Annotated in this window: 14 protein-coding genes; 13 read left to right on the top strand and 1 reads right to left on the bottom strand. The window is 71.6% G+C overall.

Annotated elements, in window-relative coordinates; translation table 11 throughout:
* Positions 1–94 precede the first annotated feature (94 nt).
* Positions 95–412 (bottom strand): metalloregulator ArsR/SmtB family transcription factor, encoded by a 318-nt coding sequence (locus VGN74_RS08585; protein ID WP_327447142.1) that lies wholly within the window; start codon positions 410–412, stop codon positions 95–97.
* Between the two features lie 195 nt (positions 413–607).
* On the opposite strand from VGN74_RS08585, the gene VGN74_RS08580 reads away from it, so the two are divergent.
* The 13 genes from VGN74_RS08580 (at position 608) to infB (ending at position 16,657) form a co-directional block, all read left to right on the top strand.
* The gene (locus VGN74_RS08580; protein WP_327447140.1) at positions 608–1,783 is read left to right on the top strand and encodes a hypothetical protein; all 1,176 of its coding nucleotides are present in this window, start codon (positions 608–610) and stop codon (positions 1,781–1,783) included.
* 141 nt (positions 1,784–1,924) lie between these two features.
* The gene (gene rsfS, locus VGN74_RS08575; RefSeq protein WP_414643538.1) at positions 1,925–2,356 is read left to right on the top strand and encodes a ribosome silencing factor; all 432 of its coding nucleotides are present in this window, start codon (positions 1,925–1,927) and stop codon (positions 2,354–2,356) included.
* A gap of 48 nt (positions 2,357–2,404) precedes the next feature.
* The gene (gene rlmH, locus VGN74_RS08570; protein WP_327447138.1) at positions 2,405–2,869 is read left to right on the top strand and encodes a 23S rRNA (pseudouridine(1915)-N(3))-methyltransferase RlmH; all 465 of its coding nucleotides are present in this window, start codon (positions 2,405–2,407) and stop codon (positions 2,867–2,869) included.
* Positions 2,869–3,948 carry a murein hydrolase activator EnvC family protein gene (locus tag VGN74_RS08565; protein ID WP_327447136.1) on the top strand — a complete coding sequence of 360 codons (1,080 nt, stop codon included), beginning with the start codon at positions 2,869–2,871 and terminating at the stop codon, positions 3,946–3,948. Before rlmH ends, VGN74_RS08565 begins: the two co-directional genes overlap by 1 nt.
* 113 nt (positions 3,949–4,061) lie before the next feature.
* Complete coding sequence (locus tag VGN74_RS08560; protein WP_327447134.1) at positions 4,062–5,435, top strand: S41 family peptidase; 1,374 nt, start codon at positions 4,062–4,064, stop codon at positions 5,433–5,435.
* A gap of 286 nt (positions 5,436–5,721) precedes the next feature.
* Positions 5,722–6,909, top strand: a complete 1,188-nt coding sequence (locus VGN74_RS08555; protein ID WP_327447132.1) for a divergent polysaccharide deacetylase family protein — start codon at positions 5,722–5,724, stop codon at positions 6,907–6,909.
* A 216-nt stretch (positions 6,910–7,125) separates the two neighbouring features.
* Complete coding sequence (locus VGN74_RS08550; protein ID WP_327447130.1) at positions 7,126–7,614, top strand: RNA pyrophosphohydrolase; 489 nt, start codon at positions 7,126–7,128, stop codon at positions 7,612–7,614.
* A gap of 30 nt (positions 7,615–7,644) precedes the next feature.
* Complete coding sequence (gene trmB, locus VGN74_RS08545; RefSeq protein WP_327447127.1) at positions 7,645–8,346, top strand: tRNA (guanosine(46)-N7)-methyltransferase TrmB; 702 nt, start codon at positions 7,645–7,647, stop codon at positions 8,344–8,346.
* 94 nt (positions 8,347–8,440) lie between these two features.
* Positions 8,441–10,381 carry a methyl-accepting chemotaxis protein gene (locus VGN74_RS08540; RefSeq protein WP_327447125.1) on the top strand — a complete coding sequence of 647 codons (1,941 nt, stop codon included), beginning with the start codon at positions 8,441–8,443 and terminating at the stop codon, positions 10,379–10,381.
* A gap of 143 nt (positions 10,382–10,524) precedes the next feature.
* Entirely contained in the window at positions 10,525–11,088 is a 564-nt protein-coding gene (gene rimP / locus VGN74_RS08535) for a ribosome maturation factor RimP (RefSeq protein ID WP_327447123.1), read from the top strand.
* Between the two features lie 10 nt (positions 11,089–11,098).
* Positions 11,099–12,853 carry a transcription termination factor NusA gene (gene nusA / locus VGN74_RS08530; RefSeq protein ID WP_327447121.1) on the top strand — a complete coding sequence of 585 codons (1,755 nt, stop codon included), beginning with the start codon at positions 11,099–11,101 and terminating at the stop codon, positions 12,851–12,853.
* An 18-nt stretch (positions 12,854–12,871) separates the two neighbouring features.
* On the top strand, positions 12,872–13,549 hold the full coding sequence (locus VGN74_RS08525) for an RNA-binding protein (RefSeq protein WP_327447119.1): 678 nt from the start codon (positions 12,872–12,874) through the stop codon (positions 13,547–13,549).
* Positions 13,550–13,630: 81 nt separating this feature from the next.
* Positions 13,631–16,657: a translation initiation factor IF-2 gene (gene infB, locus VGN74_RS08520; protein ID WP_327447117.1), complete on the top strand. Its 3,027-nt coding sequence runs from the start codon at positions 13,631–13,633 to the stop codon at positions 16,655–16,657.
* The last annotated feature ends 459 nt before the right edge of the window (positions 16,658–17,116 follow it).

The raw sequence follows: 17,116 nt of genomic DNA, 5'->3' as shown, positions 1-17,116 counted from the left end.
CTACGCTGTCGACCCGGTGGATTCATTACGACTCGGACCAGCAAGCAGTTTCCGGGTGGCCCGCTCGGCGTCATGCCTATGGTTTCCGCGCGTGTTAAGCGGCTCGTTTCCGCTTGGCCTCGACGCTTCCGCCACCACAATCCACCAGGATGAAGTCCGCCAGCGCGCGCAGGTTTTCTCTATCCAGCCGGTAGAAGATCGAGCGGCCTTCTCGACGATGGAGCACCAGCCGCGCATGGGAGAGCATCATCAGTTGGGTTGAAAGCGTGTTCTGCTGAACATTTAGCCGACGTGCGATCTCGCCCGACTTGAGACCCTCGGGCGGGGCTTGAGTGGCTAGGAGGCGAAGAATGTCCACGCGGGAAGGAGTGGCCAACGCACCGAACGCCGTAATGGCTGCATCTTGATCCATATGTCGGACTCCGCCGATATAATGATAAGCGGACTCTATCGAATTATCGAGAGAAGTCAAACGCCATTATGTCAAGATTCCTGACATCGAATGCCGTCTATGTCAACATTCATGACATATCGGCTTGTTCCGATATTATGTTGCAATATCTGTGATTGGTTGCTACTGAGGCTCCCCGTGCCAGGGAGCGCCGAAGTGGCGAACTTTCTTACGAAGGATCGGCAAGAGCGTCTCGCCCGCGCGTTGATGCGCGGGCGACCTCAACGAACGATTGCCGAAGACGAAGACATCGACCGAAAGACGGTGGCTAGACATGCCCGTTGGCTCGGTCGAACCGCTCGCCACCTGCTGATGCAGCAGACCGCACTCACCTTGCGATATTTCCAGATGGACGAGTTCTACAGCTACGTCCTCGCCAAGGCGCACAACGCCGCCGACATCAAAAGTCCCGTCGTCCTTGCCGGTCGGTTTCTGCACTTCCTGGCGGTCGAAAGCGATACCGGTTTCATCGTTTCGCACATGGTCGCGCCGTCCAATGGGGTCGAAGACACACGACGATTCATCCAAGATTTCGATGCACGCCTAGCCCGCAACCCCGACGGATCATACGTGCATGTGCCGGAACTGATCACGGATGGTCACGGCAGCTACGGCTCGGTGATCAAGGATGACGGCTACCCCTACAACTACGGAAAGTTCATCAAGGAATCGACCTACGAGACGAAAGACGGACGCACACTGAAGAAGCGCATGTTCGGGGGTATCCGTAGAGAAATCGTCCAGGGCACGCTTCGCGACCCTGACGGTTTCAACACCCAGATGAACGAGGCCGTTAACAGTTCTGCGCGGGCCAGGAACATGCGGGTCCATAAGGAGTCCAAGGCAGGATCGAAGCGCTTCGCTCAGCACTGCGACCAATTTTCACTGTGGGCGTGGGGCTACAATTACGCATACGTCCAGGAACGCAGGAAACAGACTCCCGCGATGGCGGCCGGTGTCGATCAGCGGCTTTGGCAGGCGCCCGACTTGATACGGGCGGCGGAAATCTATCGTGAAGAGTTCTCTGACGCTCTCGACGAGATTGACCCCGTCCTTCTGAACTTCGACATCCCCGAGATCGAGATCGATGATCCCAACCTGATCTGGCTCTATCATTCACTCCAGCAGAAGGCGTCCAAGGCGCACCACCCCGACTGTCGCTGGTGCAACCAAGGGGCGGGGGTGAAGGGCTACATGGGCACCAGTGGAATCTGGTTGCCGTTCAAGACGCTCGATGAGGCGAGGGTCTATGGCGAGCAGGCCACCCCCGGCAATTTCACCCTGTGCCGCGACTGCTTCCACGAGCGGAACTTCTGGCGGGGTCGCCTCTGACCTACGGTCAGAGGGGCCAACTCGCCCTTATCGTCAATCCTCAAAATCAAAAGGGACCACTGCCGCCGGCGCGGCCCGCGTGACGGCGGGGCCCTGATCTGCTACAGGGACAGGCCATAGACGGTTTCCTGGAGTGTTCCGCTGACCCCCCCGCCCGCGTCCGACGCGACCTTCGACGACGACTTCGACCGCTCGCCTGCCGCCGACCCCGCCCCGCTGCCGACCGGCGCCACCCCGGTCGAGGACGCCCTGCTGGCGAAGCTGGACGACGACAAGGCCCAGGACATCGTCCTGATCGACCTGCGCGGCAAGAGCGCCATGGCCGACGCCATGATCATCGCCTCGGGCCGCTCGCACCGCCATGTGGGCGCCATCGCCGACCACCTGCTGCGCACCCTCAAGGACCTGGGTCTGGGCAAGGCGCGGGTCGAGGGCCTGCCGCACTGCGACTGGGTGCTGATCGACGCCGGGGACGTGATCGTCCACCTGTTCCGGCCCGAGGTGCGCGCCTTCTACAACATCGAGAAGATCTGGTCGGTCGAGTCCGGCGGCCACCGCGCCGCGACCCACTGATCCGGGCGGGCGCGGACCCCATGCGCCTGATCCCATCGGTCTGATCTCATGCGTCTGACTCTCGCGGCCATCGGCAAGCCCGGGCGCGGGCCCGAGGCCCAGCTGGCCGAGGACTACGCCCGCCGCGCCACCCTGGCCGGCCGGCCGCTGGGGCTGGGGCCGCTGGAGCTGCTGGATCTGGAGCCGCGCAAGCCGGGGGCCGCGGCCGAGGGGGCGCTGCTGCTCGAGGCGGCGGAGGGGGCGTACCTGATCGCCTGCGACGAGCGCGGCAAGGCCTGGCGCTCGCGCGACTTCGCCGACTGGATCGGGACCCTGCGCGACCAGGGCGAGCGCCGGCTGGTGTTCGCCATCGGCGGGGCCGACGGCCATGCCCCGCAGGTGCGCGCCGCCGCCCGCGCCACCCTCGCCTTCGGGCCCCAGACCTGGCCGCACGCCCTGGCCCGCGCCATGCTGGCCGAACAGCTCTATCGGGCCGTGACGATCCTGGCCGGATCACCCTACCATCGCGACTGATGTCCCGGTCTTCCGTCCTCGCAGCCCTGCCTGTGGCCCTGCTGCTCGCCGCCGGCCCCGCCGCGGGCCGGCAGGACCCGCCGCGCCCGGAAGTGGCCCGGCTGCAGGGCGAGGAGCGCGACGCCCAGGTGCGCGCCCGGCGGCTGCGCGCCGACGCGGCCCAGGCCCGGGCCGAGCTGGAGCAGCTGCGCGCCCGCATGGCGACCCTGCGCGCCGAGGCCGAGGAGGAAGACGCCCGCATCGTCGCCCAGCGCGCCCGGCTGGCCGAGCTGAACGCCCGCGAGGCGCGGCTGGCGGCCCAGCTGGTGGCCGCGCGCGGCGGGCAGGCGCGGGTCCTGTCCAGCCTGGCCCGGCTGAGCCGCGACCCGCCGCCGGCCCTGCTAATTCCGGCGGAGCAGGCGGTCGACGCCACCCGCGCCGCCATCCTGATGAAGGCCGTGGCGCCCGAGCTGGAGCGGCGCGTGGCCCTGATCCGCGCCCGCCAGGCCGATCTGGCCCGGGTGCGGCGGCTGGCGGCCCTGTCCAGCGCCGAGCTGTTCACCCTCGAGAGCCGCCGGCTGGACCGCCGCGCCGAGGTCGACGCCATGAGCGCCCGCCGCCTGCAGCTGGCGGCGGTGCTGGAGGCCGAGGCGGTTGAGGCCGAGCGCGTCGCCCGGGCGCTGCAGGCGCGGCTGCGGGCGCTGGGGGCCAGCCCCCTGCCGCCGCCCGAGGGCGAGAGCGCCACGACGGTGCAGCGCCTGCCGGCCGGCCGCACCCGGCTGGAGCCGCCGGTCGAGGGCGCGCCGGGAGCCCGCTTCGGCGACGGCTCGGGCGGCTGGCGCTGGAGCCGGGGCGGCGAGGTGCGCGCGCCCGCCAACGCCACCGTGGCCCATATCGGCCGCATCGACGGTTTCGGCCCGGTCATGATCCTCGACCTCGGCCCCGGCTGGCGCGCCGTGATCGGCGGCGTCGACGCCCCGGCGGTGCGCGAGGGCCAGCGGGTCGAGGGCGGCCAGACCCTCGGCCGCGCCGGCGAGGAGGTCTATTTCGAGCTGCGCCGCGAGGAGCGGCCGATCGATCCGGCCCCGTGGCTGGACTGAACCGCCCGGGCGGGCGCATATCGTCGCCGGGGGCGGGAACGGCCTTGGTTTCGGCGCCGGGCCGTGGCCCATTGGCGGAGCGGGCGCGTCAGGCGCCCTGAAGAGGACTTTCGGTGACGGGCATTCGCAAGCTGGCTGCGGTGGGGATCGCGGCCCTGGTGATCGGCGCCGGCGGCGCCACGGTAGTGGCGGGCCAGACCCCGCGCGACGAAACCTTCCGCATGCTGGAGCTGTTCGGCGACGTCCTGTCGATCGTCGAGCAGGCCTATGTGGTGCCGACCGACAACCAGAAGCTCATCGAGGCCGCGCTGGACGGCATGATGACGGCGCTGGACCCGCACTCCAACTATCTGGCCCCGGACGACTTCGGCGAGCTGCAGGAGCGCACCGAAGGCCAGTATTCCGGCGTCGGCCTGACCATCACCGCCGAGGGCGGGCTAATCAAGGTGATCTCGCCCATGGACGGCGGCCCGGCCGCCCGCGCCGACGTCCAGGCCGGCGACGTCATCTCGGCCATCGAGGGGCTGAGCACCGCCGGCATGACCGTCTCGGACGTGTCCGAGCGCCTGCGCGGCGCCGTCGGCACCTCGGTGACGGTGACCTTCCTGCGCGACGGCGAGGAGCCCCGCGAGGTGGTGCTGACCCGCGAGGTCATCCGCATCGAGGCCGTGACCGGCCGGCTGGAGGGCGACTTCGGCTATCTGCGCATCTCCACCTTCAACGAGAACACCGGCCGCGAGCTGCGCCAGACCATCGAGCGGCTGAAGACGGAGAAGCCCGACCTGCGGGGCTTCGTCATCGACCTGCGCAACAATGGCGGCGGGCTGCTGACCGCAGCCATCGAGGTTTCCGACGCCTTCCTCGAGCGCGGCGAGATCGTCAGCCAGCGCGGCCGGCGGCCCGACCAGATCGAGCGCTACGCCGCCCGGCCGGGCGACCTGACCGGCGGCCTGCCGCTGGTGGTGCTGATCAACTACGGCTCGGCCTCGGCCTCGGAGATCGTCGCCGGGGCGCTGAAGGATCACGAGCGCGCCACGCTGCTGGGCCTGACCACCTTCGGCAAGGGCTCGGTGCAGACCGTCATCCCCCTGCGCGGCGGCGAGGACGGGGCCCTGTCGATCACCACGGCGCGCTACTACACGCCGTCCGGCCGCTCGATCCAGAAGATCGGCGTCGAGCCGGACCTTGAGGTGGCCCGTTCGGCCGCCGAGGCCCGCATCGTCTCGCGCTCCAGCTTCATCTATTCCGAGGCCGCCTACGCCACGGCGCTGGACGCCTCGATCGGGGCCGAACGGCGCGGCGCCCATCCGCCGCTGGAAGCCCCGGGCGAGAGCTACGACAGCAGCGCCGACTACCAGCTGCAGCGGGCCTTCGACGTGCTGCGCGCCGGCGGCGACCTGACCCGGCTGGCCGCGGCCCCCGAGGGCATCGTCATCACCCCGCGCGAGACCGAGGTGGCGGCGGCGGAAGAGGTCGTGACCCCCTGAACCCGTCACCCCCGGGCTTGTCCCGGGGGCCCATGGTGAGTTCAGGCGAAGACCCGCACGACTTTCGCGTTCCGCCAGCAACCTCCACGGATCGCGCCAGGCGGATCGATGGGCCCCCGGGACAAGCCCGGGGGTGACGATCCTCTTGAGACATGCGCGATGTCTCGTCGGGTTCGGGGGCAGAGTATCCGCCATGGCTAACGCCCCGTTAGGCTTTCTTAACCGGGGTGCGCGAAGCTGGGCCTGAGGGAGTCCGTCCGGGGCTCCGCAGCGTCCGTTCGTCCGCATGTTCGCCAAACGCCAGTCCGCGCTCGCCGCCGCCGCCGGCCAGGCCCCGAGGACCGGAGGGTCCCGGGACGGCGCCGGCGCCGTCCTGCGTTTCCTCAAGCGCCCGGTGGTCGCCGTCGGCGCCGCCGGCCTGTTCGCCCTCGGGGCCGCCGCCCTGTTTCTGGTGGTGCTGGGCGACCCGCGCGCCGGCACGCCCTCGGCCCGGGTGGCCCTGACCCGGGAGGCCCCGCCCCCCGCCGCGCCCCCGCCCGCCTATGAGGTGTTCGCCGCCGACGTCTTCGGCCTCTACCAGGACCCCTCGGCCCTGCCCGAGGGCATGGCCGCCGACGCCGCCATCATCACCCTGCCGGACGGGACCCAGGCCGCCGCCGGGGGCGGGGTCACCGCGCCGGTGCTGCCCGCCCGCCCCCTGCCGCCGGCCCCGATCGCCGGCCTCAGCCGTCCCGGTCCGGACGGTCCCCTGCCGATCATCGCCGCCGACGGCCGCACCCCGGCCACCGCCTACGCCCGGCCGTTCCAGCCTGACGGCCGCCCGCGCGTGGCCCTGATCGTCGGCGGGCTGGGCCTCAACGCCGCCACCACCCGCGCCGCCATCGAGCGCCTGCCGGCCGAGGTCACCCTCAGCTTCGTACCCCACGCCGAGGGCCTGCAGGGCTGGATCGACCTCGCCCGGGCCCAGGGCCACGAGGTGCTGATCGAGGTTCCGCTGGAGCCGACCGGCTATCCCGACAACGACCCCGGCCCGTACACCCTGCTGGCCCATGAGGGCCCCGAGGCGCAGGAAGCCAAGCTCAACTGGATCCTGTCCCGCGCCCAGGGCTATTTCGGCCTGACCAACTATCTCGGCGACCGCTTCGCCGCCTCCGACGTGGCCGCCGCCGACCTGATGGCGGCCCTGCGCGAGCGTGGCCTGGCCTTCATCGACGACGGTGTCCTGGCCCGGCGTCCGGGCGCCTTCGCCCGCGCCACCGCCACCACGGTGATCGACGAGACCCAGACCCCGGCGGCCATCATGGGCCGGCTCAACGCCCTGGAGGCCGCCGCCAAGACCCGCGGCCAGGCGCTCGGCGCCGGCTTCTCCTACCCGGTCACCGTCGAGATCGCCGCCCGCTGGACCGCCGGCCTCAACGCCCGCGGCGTCCAGCTGGCCCCGGCCTCCGCCATGACCCGCCGCCCGGGCCGGTAGCGCGACCTACATCTCCTCCCCCATAGCGCAGCGTATGGGGGAGGGGGACCACGCGCAGCGTGGTGGAGGGGGCGACCGCTGGCGCCGGCCTCACGAAAGTCGCGCTTCGTCTCTCGCCCCCTCCACCGCTTCGCGGTCCCCCTCCCCCGCAGGCGGGGGAGGAGAGGGGCTCCGCCCCCGCTGCACACCGCCCCCGCCCCATGCTACCCCGCGCCCATGAGCGAGCGTGACCTGAGCCTGTACCGTCCCAACGTCGGCGTGGTGCTGTTCCACCCGGACGGCCGCGTCTGGCTGGGCCGGCGCGCGAACGCCGCCGAACCCTTCGTCTGGCAGTTCCCCCAGGGCGGCGTCGATCCGGGCGAGGACCTCGAGGCCGCCGCCCGGCGCGAGCTGTACGAGGAGACCGGGGTGGTCTCGATCGTGCCGCTGGGCCGGACGACCGACCCCGTCGTCTACGACTTCCCGCCCGAGGTGCTGGCCGCCGACGCCGCGCGCGGCCGCGCCGGCTGGCTTGGCCAGCGCCAGACCTGGTTCGCCTTCCGCTTCACCGGCGACGAGGCCGAGATCGACCTGGAGGCCCACGGCGAGGTCGAGTTCAGCGCCTGGCGCTGGGCCACGCTCGACGAGGCGCTGGAGGTCGTGGTGCCGTTCAAGCGCGCCGCCTATGCCGAGGTGATCGCCGCCTTCCGCCATCTGGCGGGCTGACGCCGGCCGCGTGACGGGCTAGAGGGCGCCATGACCGACGCCCCCCCGCCCCCGACCTGGGGCCCGATGCGCAGCTTCGGGCGCATCCGCTCGCGCACCCTCAAGCCGCGCCAGGCCGCCCTGTTCGACACCCTGCTGCCGGCCATCGCCGTGCCGGATCCGGCGGCCGGTCCGATCGACCCGGCCGCCCTGATGCCCGGCGCGACCGAGGTGTGGCTGGAGATCGGCTTCGGCGGCGGCGAGCACCTGGCCGAACAGGCGGCGCGCCGACCACAGGCGCTGATGCTCGGCTGCGAGCCGTTCCTCAACGGCGTCGGCTCGGCCCTGCGCCACATCGAGGAGCGCGGCCTGAAGAACGTCCGCCTGCACGCCGGCGACGCCCGCGAGGTCATGGCCGCCCTGCCGGGCGCCTGTCTCGACCGGATCATGATCCTGTTCCCCGACCCCTGGCCCAAGGCCCGCCACGCCAAGCGCCGCCTCGTCCAGGCCGATACGGCGGCGGAATTCGCCCGCCTGCTCAAGCCCGGCGGGACCCTGCGCTTCGTCACGGACTGGAAGGACTACGCCGACTGGGCGCTGGAGCGCTTCCTGGCGACGCCGGAGCTGGTCTGGCAGGCCGAGGCCGCCGACGACTGGCAGGTCGCCCCCGCTGACCACGTCACCACCCGCTACGAGAGCAAGCGCCTGGGCGACACCGCCCCGGTCTTCCTCGAGTTCACGCGCAAGGTGTGACAGGGCGTCGCACCACCCCCACAAACGGTGGCGCTTGACCCGCGGTTAACCGGTTTCCTTAAGTCTGATGGCCTCCCGAACGCGAGGCCCCTCCATGTCCCGACTGTCGATCGGCTTCCGGATCAACCTGCTGGCGGTGATCACCCTGGCCGGCCTGCTGCTGATCACCGGCCTGGCGCTGCTGCGTCTCGACGCCGTGATGCGCGCCGACATCGCCCGGGCGACCAAGGAAACGGTCGAGATCGCCCACAGTCTGGTGGAGCACTATCACGCCGAGGCCCAGGCCGGCCGGCTGACCGAGGAGGAAGCCAAGGCCCGCGCCCTGCAGAACCTCGCCGCCCTGCGCTACGGGGCCGACGACTATTTCTGGGTCAACGACATGCATCCGAACATGCTGATGCATCCGTTCAAGCCCGAACTGAACGGCACCGACATCAGCCAGAGCAAGGACGCCAACGGCGTGCTCATGTTCCAGGAGATGGTCGATGTGGTGCGCGCCGACGGGGCCGGCTTCGTCGCCTATGACTGGCCCAAGCCGAACGCCGAGGAGCCGTCGCCGAAGATTTCCTACGTTATGGGCTTCCAGCCGTGGGGCTGGGTCATCGGCTCGGGCGTCTATACCGACCAGATCGCCGCGGCTGTGGGCCGGGCGGCCCTGGCCCTGGGCGGCATGGCCCTGCTGGTGGCGCTGCTGGTCGGCGGCGCCGGCTGGTGGGTCGGCCGCTCGGTGGCGCGCCCGGTCACGGCCCTCGCCGGCCGCATGCGCGCCCTCGCCGACGGCGACCACGCCGCGCCCATCCCCGGCCTTGGCCGTCGCGACGAGATCGGCGGCATGGCCGCGGCGGTCGAGGTGTTCCGCGAGGCCGTGGTGGAAAAGGCCCGGCTGGCCGGCGAAACCCAGGCCCAGCGCGCCGAGACCGAACGCGAACGCGCCGCGCGCGAGGCGGAGAAGGCCGCCGAGGCCGAGGCCGACCGCGCCACCATGGCCGCCCTCGGCGAGGGTCTCAGCGCCATGGCCCACGGCAACCTCGGCTATCGTATCGAGCGCGACTTCCCGGCCAAGGCGGCCCAGCTGAAGACCGACTTCAACGCCGCCATCGGCCAGCTCGAGGAGGCCCTGTCGGTGGTCGTCAGCAACGCCTCGACCATCCGCAACGGCGCCGGCGAGATCAGCCAGGCGGCGGACGACCTGTCCCGCCGCACCGAGCAGCAGGCGGCCAGCCTCGAGCAGACCGCCGCGGCGCTGGACGAGATCACCGCCACCGTGAACCGCACCGCCTCCGGCGCCCGTCAGGCCTCGGACGTGGTCCAGGCCGCCCGCGGCGACGCGGAGTCCTCCGGCGTGGTCGTGCGCGACGCGGTCACCGCCATGGGCGCCATCGAGAAGTCGGCCAACGAGATCAGCCAGATCATCGGCGTCATCGACGAGATCGCCTTCCAGACCAACCTTCTCGCCCTCAACGCCGGGGTCGAGGCGGCCCGGGCCGGCGAGGCCGGTCGCGGCTTCGCCGTGGTCGCCACCGAGGTGCGCGGCCTGGCCCAGCGCTCGGCCGAGGCGGCCAAGGAGATCAAGGCCCTCATCACCACCTCCACCGCCCAGGTCGGCAACGGCGTGACCCTGGTCGGCCAGACCGGCGAGGCCCTGCAGCGCATCGTCGACCGCGTCGCCGAGATCGACACCCTCGTGTCCGAGATCGCCGCCTCGGCCCAGGAACAGGCCATCGGCCTCGCCGAGGTCAATACGGCGGTCAACCAGATGGACCAGGTGACCCAGCAGAACGCGGCCATGGTCGAGCAGACCACCGCCGCCAGCCACAGCCTGGCGCGCGAGGCCGACGCCCTGGCCCAGTCGGTCGGCCGCTTCAACGTCAGCGGTCAGACCGCCGCCCCCGCAGCGCGGACGGCGGCGGCCCCCGCCGCCCCGCGCCCCGCGCCCCGCCCGGCCGCCATCCCGCAGATGCGCGCCACCGGCCACGGCGGCGCCGCCCTCAAGCCCCAGACGGCGGTCAGCGAGGACGGCTGGGAGGAGTTCTGACGCCCCATGTCTGCGGGGGGCTGACAGGCGGCTCCGGCTGGCCTATAGAGCCTCCCACATCGTTATCGACGGGGCGTCGGACGGCGCCTCGGAGAGGCGGCGGCCGGCAGGCCCGCCGCCTTTGTCTTTTCCGGAGTTTCCCGTTGCGGGCCAGAACCGCCGAGGATCGTCAGCTGCTCGAGCTCGTGGACCCCGTGGCCGAAAGCCTGGGCCTCGCGGTCGTGCGCCTGCGCCTGATGGGCGGGACCCAGCGCCGCCGGCTGCAGATCATGGCCGAGCGGATCGCCGACCACGACATCTCGGTCGAGGAGTGCGCCCGGCTGTCGCGCGCCGTGTCCGAGGTGTTCGACGCCGCCGACCCGATCGCCGGCGAATATCTGCTGGAGGTCTCCTCCCCCGGCATCGACCGGCCCCTGACCCGGCTTGAGGACTTCGCCCTGTTCGAGGGCTTCGAGGCCCGGCTGGAGACCGACCGGCTGGTCGAGGGCCGCAAGCGTTTCCGCGGCGTGCTGGCCGGGCTCGACGAGGGCCATGTCTGCATCGACCTCGAGGGCGAGGAGGACACCGCCCTGATCCCCTTCGACTGGCTGGTGGACGCCAAGCTGGTCCTGACCGACGCCCTGCTGAAGCGGGGCGCGGAGCTGCGTGCGCAACGCGGCGAACCTTCCGACGACGGCCTTCCGGCCGAACAAGATCCCAACGACTGAGGACCCCGCCATGGCCGTGACCGGCGTTTCCGCCAACCGCCTCGAGCTGCTCCAGATCGCCGACGCCGTCGCGCGCGAGAAGAACATCGAGAAGGAAATCGTCATCGAGGCGATCGAGGAGGCGATCCAGAAGGGCGCCAAGTCGCGCTATGGCGCCCATCACGACATCCGCGCCCGCATCGACCCGAAGACCGGCGAGCTGGCCCTGACCCGCCACGTCACCGTGGTCGAGGACGACTGGACCCCGGAAGACGAGCTGGAGGAGTTCAACGACAGCGCCCTGGTGCGTCTGCGCGACGCCTCCAAGCGCGACCCGGAAGCCTTCGTCGGCAAGGAGTACATCGAGCATCTGCCGCCGTTCGAGTTCGGCCGGGTGCAGACCCAGATGGCCCGCCAGGTGGTCATGGGGAAGGTGCGCGAGGCCGAGCGCGAGCGTCAGTTCGAGGAGTTCAAGGACCGCGTCGGCGAGATCGTCAACGGCACGGTCAAGCGCGTCGAGTACGGCAACGTCATCGTCGATCTCGGCCGCGGCGAGGGCATCATGCGCCGCGACCAGTCGATCCCGCGCGAGATCTTCAACATCGGCGACCGCATCCGCACCTACATCTATGACGTGCGCCCCGAGGCCAAGGGCCCGCAGGTCATGCTGTCGCGCGCCCACCCGGGCTTCATGGCCAAGCTGTTCGCCCAGGAAGTGCCCGAGGTCTACGACGGCGTGATCGAGATCCGCGCCGCCGCCCGCGACGCCGGCTCGCGCGCCAAGATGGCCGTGCTGTCCAACGACTCCTCGATCGATCCGGTCGGCGCCTGCGTCGGCATGCGCGGCTCGCGCGTGCAGGCGGTCGTGGCCGAGCTGCAGGGCGAGAAGATCGACATCATCCAGTGGAGCCCGGACGAGCCCACCTTCATCGTCAACGCCCTGGCCCCGGCGGAAGTGTCCAAGGTGGTGCTCGATGAAGAGGCCGACCGCGTCGAGGTGGTGGTGCCGGACGAGCAGCTGTCGCTGGCCATCGGCCGCCGCGGCCAGAACGTCCGCCTCGCCTCGCAGCTGACCGGCTGGCAGATCGACATCATCACCGAGAGCCAGGATTCCGAGCGTCGCCAGCGCGAGTTCGCCGAGCGCACCGCCCTGTTCCAGGAAGCCCTGGACGTGGACGAGGTCATCGCCCAGCTGCTGGTCACCGAAGGCTTCGCCACGGTCGAGGACCTGGCCTTCGTCGAGCCCTACGAGATCTCCGAGATCGAGGGCTTCGACGAGGAGACCGCCGAGGAGCTGCAGGCCCGCGCCCGCGACTTCCTCGACCGTCAGGCCGCCGAGCAGGACGCGCGCCGCAAGGAACTGGGCGTCGATGACGCCGTGCTGCAGGTGCCGGGCGTGACCCTGCCGATGGCCGTGGCCCTGGGCGAGCGCGAGATCCGCACCGTCGAGGACCTGGCCGACCTGGCCACCGACGAGGTGCGCGGCGGCTTCGAGGTGAAGAACGGCGAGCGCGTGCGCGTGCCGGGCGCCCTCGAAAGCTTCAACCTGAGCCAGGAGGACGCCGAGATGCTGATCCTTCAGGCCCGGGTCGCAGCCGGCTGGATCGACGCCTCGGAACTGCCCCAGCCCGAGCCGGAGCCCGAGTTCGAGGAAGGCTTCGGCGAGGACTACATGTCCGAGGCCGAGCAGCTGTTCGACGGCGGCGGCGAGACGACGGACGAGGCCGCCGACGGTGAAGCCGACGCTGACACTGACGGGGCCGACGACGCCTCGTCCGAACGGTGATGGAGGACCGGACCGTCCATGGGAGCCTTCGCGGCCGCGGATAGGGAGCGCCGGGACCTGGTCAGCCGCCAGGTCATGGAAGAGGCGCGCCTGATCCGCTTCGTCGCGGGCCCGGACGGTTCGGTCGTTCCCGACCTGGCGCGGCGCCTGCCGGGCCGTGGCCTGTGGGTCGCGGCCGAGCGGGCCGCCGTGGCCGAAGCGGCGGCGAAGAACCTGTTCGCCCGGGCGGCGAAGGCCCCGCTGAAGCCCGCCCCCGACCTCGCCGACCAGGTCGAGGCCCTGCTGATCCGGCGCGTGCTGGAGCAGTTGGGGCTTGCCCGGCGCGAGGGCGTGCTTATCTCCGGCTTCGACAGTTGCGCCCAGGCGCTGCGCGGCGGTCGCGTGGCCTGGATGATCGAGGCCAGCGACGGGGCCCGCGACGGACGCGACAAGCTGCTGCGGCTGGCCCGGCATCAAACCCCGCCCCCCGAGGTCTGCGGCGCCTTCGACGCGCGAGATTTGGGTTTGGCCCTGGGGCTGGAAAATGCGATACACGCCGTCCTGCTCAAGGGCGGGCGTGCCGGGCGCTGGGGCGTGGAGCTCCATCGGCTGGCGGGATTTCGACCGATCGTCCCTGCGGACTGGGCCCTGGCCCCGACCGCCCGGGAAGACCGGGAACCTACGGCAGAGGCCGACGGGCGGGGGCCTGTTTCCTGAAGGGAAACGGGGCCGCGCGCGGCTTTTTGTGTTTGACGACGACCCGGCGGGATGGGCCCGCCGGAGCAGTAAAGCGACCGGATGACCGACGAGAACGACAAGACCAAGGACGGCCAGAACGCCGGCGGCGCGACCCCCTCGACGACGGGTCCGCGCGCACCGCTGAGCCTGAAGCCGCGCCAGACCGGATCGGTCCCGACCGGCACCGTGCGCCAGAGCTTCAGCCACGGTCGGTCCAAGACGGTCGTGGTGGAGACCAAGCGCCGTCTCGGCGCCCCGGCCGCCGGCCACCAGCGGCCGCAGGGCTTCGACGTCGCCCGGCCGCGCCCCGAGGCCGCGCCCGCCGCCCCGGCCCGTCCGTCCGGCCCGCGCCCCGCCGGCGGTCTGTCGGCCGAGGAGCAGGAAGCCCGTCGTCGCGCCATCGAACTGGCCACGCGCCAGCAGGCTGAACGCGAGGCCCAGGCCGCCGAGGAGCGCGCCCGCCGCGAGGCCGCCCAGCGCGAACAGGCCGCCCGCGCCGCGGAGGCCGCCAGGGCCGCCGAGGCCGAAGCCGCCGCCGCCCGCGCCGCCGCCGCCGCCGCGCGCGAGCAGGCCGCCCAGATGGGCGCCGCTCCGGCGAAGCCCGCTGCGGCCGAACCGGCCAAGGATGCGCCGGCGAAGGCTGAGCCCGTCAAGGCCGCCGCCCCCGTCGAGGCGCCTGCCCCGACGCCTGCCCCGACGCCGACGCCCGCTCCGGCCGCGCCGCCCCGCCCGGCCGCCCCGGCCCGGCCCCAGGTCAACTTCGGCCAGCGCGCCCCGCGCCAGCCGTCCGGCCGCGCCCCGATCGAGCGCCCGGCCTTCGGCGGCCGCTCCGCCCGCGAACAGGCTCTTGAGGGGCCGGCGCGCAGCGAGCGCCCCCAGGGTGACCGTCCGCAGGGTGACCGTCCTATGGGCGACCGTCCGCGTCCGACCCGTCCGGGCGAGACCGTGCGCTATTCCGCCCTGGCCCCGCGTCCGGCTCCCGGCGCCGCCCGCCCCGGCGGCCCGCGCACCGGCCCGGGCGCCCGTCCGGCGCCGAACCAGCCCCCGGCCCAGCCCGAGGTGGCCCGTCCCGCCCGCGCCGGCTTCGGCCGTCCCGTCGGCAAGCCGGAGGACGATCGCGATCGTCGCTTCTCGGACGCCGGTCCGGGCAAGGCCGTCAGCCGCACCCGCGGCGAGCCCAAGCGGCGCGAAGGCCGCCTGACCATCCAGGCCGTCGCCGGCGGGGATGAGGACGCCGCCGAGCGGATGCGCTCCCTGGCCTCGGTGCGCCGGGCCCGCGAACGCGAGAAGGAAAAGCGCAAGGGCGGCTCGACCGAGACCCCCAACCGTCCGCGTGAAGTGGTCATCCCCGACGTCATCACGGTCGGCGAACTGGCCAACCGGATGGCCGTGCGCGGCGTCGACATCATCAAGTTCCTGATGCGTCAGGGCCTGATGATGAAGATCAACGACGTGATCGATTCCGACACTGCCGAGCTGGTCGCCGACGAATACGGCATGACCGTCAAGCGCGTTTCGGAGTCGGACATCGAGGAGGGCTTCCTCGCCGAGGCCGACGACGCCGACGCCTCCACGAGCCGTCCGCCGGTCGTGGCCGTCATGGGCCACGTCGACCACGGCAAGACCAGCCTGCTGGACGCCCTGCGCACCACCGACACCGCCTCGGGCGAGGCCGGCGGCATCACCCAGCACATCGGCGCCTACCAGGTGCGGATGAAGGACGGCCAGCGCGTCACCTTCCTCGACACCCCGGGTCACGCGGCCTTCAGCGCCATGCGCGCCCGCGGCGCCAATGTCACCGACATCGTCATCCTCGTGGTGGCGGCGGATGACGGGGTCATGCCGCAGACGATCGAGGCCATCCAGCACGCCCGGGCCGCCGGTGCGCCGCTGATCGTGGCCGTCAACAAGATCGACAAGCCCGACGCCAATCCGCAGAAGGTCGTCAACGAGCTGCTGCAGCACGAGGTCATCGCCGAGAGCCTCGGCGGCGACACCCAGATCATCGAGGTCTCCGCCAAGGCGAAGACCAACCTCGACGGCCTGCTCGACGCCATCCTGCTGCAGGCCGAGGTCATGGACCTGCGCGCCAACCCCGACCGCACCGCCGAGGGCGTGGTGATCGAGGCCAAGCTCGACAAGGGCCGCGGCCCGGTCGGCACCGTGCTGGTCAAGCGCGGCACCCTGAAGCGCGGCGACATCGTCGTGGCCGGCTCCGCCTGGGGCCGCGTCCGCGCCCTGCTCGACGAGCGCAACGCCCAGCTGGCCGAGGCCGGCCCCTCCGCCCCGGTGGAGATCCTCGGCCTCGACGAGACGCCCTCGCCCGGCGACGTCTTCGCCGTGGTCGACAGCGAGGCCCGCGCCCGCGAGCTGACCGAGTACCGCCAGCGCGTGAAGCGCGAGAAGGCCCAGGCCTCGGGCGGCGCCGTGTCGCTGGCCGACATGATGGCCAAGCTGCAGAGCAAGAAGGTCAGCGAACTGCCCGTGGTCATCAAGGCCGACGTGCAGGGGTCCGGCGAAGCCATCGCCACCTCGCTCGAGAAGATGGGCAACGAGGAAGTGCGCGCCCGCGTCGTCATGCAGGGCGCCGGCGGCATCACCGAGAGCGACGTCAACCTGGCCAAGTCGGCCGGGGCGCCGATCCTCGGCTTCAACGTCCGCGCCTCGAAGCAGGCCCGCGATCTCGCCGAGCGCGAGGGCGTGGAGATCCGCTACTACTCGATCATCTACGATCTGCTGGACGACATGAAGGGCGTGCTCTCGGGCATGCTCGCCCCGATCCAGCGCGAGACCTTCCTCGGCAACGCCAAGGTCCTGCAGGTGTTCGACATCACCAAGGTGGGCAAGGTCGCCGGCTGCCGCGTCTCCGAAGGCGTGGTGCGCAAGGGCGCCCGGGTCCGCATCGTCCGCGACGATGTGGTGGTGCTGGAACTGGGCGTGCTCAACACGCTCAAGCGCTTCAAGGACGAGGTCAACGAGGTGCCCTCGGGCCAGGAATGCGGCATGCAGTTCCAGGGCTTCCAGGACATCAAGGAAGGCGACTACATCGAGTGCTTCACCGTCGAAGAGGTCAAGCGCACGCTTTAAGCGTGGCGCTACCGCTCGCGACGCGGTCGCTCGCTGCTTGAGCGCCGCGGCGCAGGCTCCCCCTTCACGTCCCTCTCCCTTCCCCCTCGAGGGGGGAAGGGTCGGGGATGGGGGTGGGCGCGCTGCGCTTGAAGGCCGGGGCGCCTGAGGCGGTTCCGCCCCCTGCGCCCTTCCCGACACCTTGCGGACTTCACCCCGAACCTCACTCTCCCCGTCATCCTCGGGCTTGACCCGAGCCGTCATCCTCGGGCTTGACCCGAGGATCGCGCCCCCCGTCGCACACCGCCGGCCGCCCGAAGCGCCTGCCGCCTCCCCCGATCCTCGGGTCAAGCCCGAGGATGACGGCGGTGACAGAGGCGGCGTCGAGCCCGCTGGATCGCCCCTCCGTCTCGACGCTCCGCGTCGATCCACCTCCCCATTTCATGGGGAGGAGAACGCCTTTCCTCCCCACGCAGTGGG

Origin of the sequence: Brevundimonas sp. (assembly GCF_035998205.1) — a bacterium.
Taxonomy (GTDB): Bacteria; Pseudomonadota; Alphaproteobacteria; order Caulobacterales; family Caulobacteraceae; genus Brevundimonas.
Note: the sequence above shows the minus strand (reverse complement) of the source record. Positions and strands in the feature narration are given on the sequence as shown.

What these genes read in the sequence shown, in the direction of transcription:
- VGN74_RS08585 (WP_327447142.1), bottom strand. Translation starts at nt 412, where the DNA reads ATGGATCAAGATGCAGCCATTACGGCGTTCGGTGCGTTGGCCACTCCT.
- rlmH (WP_327447138.1), top strand. Translation starts at nt 2,405, where the DNA reads ATGCGTCTGACTCTCGCGGCCATCGGCAAGCCCGGGCGCGGGCCCGAG.
- VGN74_RS08565 (WP_327447136.1), top strand. Translation starts at nt 2,869, where the DNA reads ATGTCCCGGTCTTCCGTCCTCGCAGCCCTGCCTGTGGCCCTGCTGCTC.
- VGN74_RS08555 (WP_327447132.1), top strand. Translation starts at nt 5,722, where the DNA reads ATGTTCGCCAAACGCCAGTCCGCGCTCGCCGCCGCCGCCGGCCAGGCC.
- VGN74_RS08550 (WP_327447130.1), top strand. Translation starts at nt 7,126, where the DNA reads ATGAGCGAGCGTGACCTGAGCCTGTACCGTCCCAACGTCGGCGTGGTG.
- trmB (WP_327447127.1), top strand. Translation starts at nt 7,645, where the DNA reads ATGACCGACGCCCCCCCGCCCCCGACCTGGGGCCCGATGCGCAGCTTC.
- VGN74_RS08540 (WP_327447125.1), top strand. Translation starts at nt 8,441, where the DNA reads ATGTCCCGACTGTCGATCGGCTTCCGGATCAACCTGCTGGCGGTGATC.
- nusA (WP_327447121.1), top strand. Translation starts at nt 11,099, where the DNA reads ATGGCCGTGACCGGCGTTTCCGCCAACCGCCTCGAGCTGCTCCAGATC.
- VGN74_RS08525 (WP_327447119.1), top strand. Translation starts at nt 12,872, where the DNA reads ATGGGAGCCTTCGCGGCCGCGGATAGGGAGCGCCGGGACCTGGTCAGC.
- infB (WP_327447117.1), top strand. Translation starts at nt 13,631, where the DNA reads ATGACCGACGAGAACGACAAGACCAAGGACGGCCAGAACGCCGGCGGC.